Annotated in this window: 1 pseudogene; it reads right to left on the bottom strand. The window is 46.5% G+C overall.

Going from position 1 to position 626, the window contains the following annotated elements:
- Positions 1-626 (bottom strand): annotated as a pseudogene (gene glmM, locus R7R24_RS28020) (phosphoglucosamine mutase); the annotation flags it as partial.

Below are 626 nucleotides of genomic sequence, written 5' to 3'. Positions count from 1 at the left end.
TTCTACAGCAGCCAATACTGCTTGCGCTTCTAGAGGGTTGTTTTCACCAGCGAAACGTACATTTTCTAAAACTTGTGGGTAAAGCGTCATGCCTTGCGACAAGTCGTGCAGAGACATATCACTACCAACAACAGAAGCAAGCACTTGTAGAGCTGCAACAATCGCGTCTCCCGTTGTTACTTTATCTAGCAAGATAACGTGACCAGAGTTTTCGGCGCCGATCTTCCAGCCTTTAGCCAGCAATTGCTCCATTACATAGCGGTCACCGACAGCTGCACGAACAAATGGAATGCCTAATTGCTTCAGGCCATTTTCCATACCTAGGTTAGTCATCAACGTACCAACCACGCCACCTTTTAGTTCACCACGACGCAAAGCATCACGTGCGATGATGTAAGCAATTTGGTCACCATCGACTTTATTACCTAAATGGTCAACCATGATGATACGGTCGCCGTCACCATCGAATGCAAGACCAAGATGAGCTTGCTCTTCTACAACGCGTTTTTGTAGCGCGCGAACGTCTGTAGCACCGACTTCTTCATTGATGTTGATACCATTTGGCTCAACACCCATCGCGATTACATCTGCACCAAGTTCTTTGAAGACATTTGGAGCAATATGGT

The sequence above is a fragment of the Vibrio sp. 704 genome (genome assembly GCF_033339295.1).
This window is presented reverse-complemented; position numbering and strand designations above follow the sequence as displayed.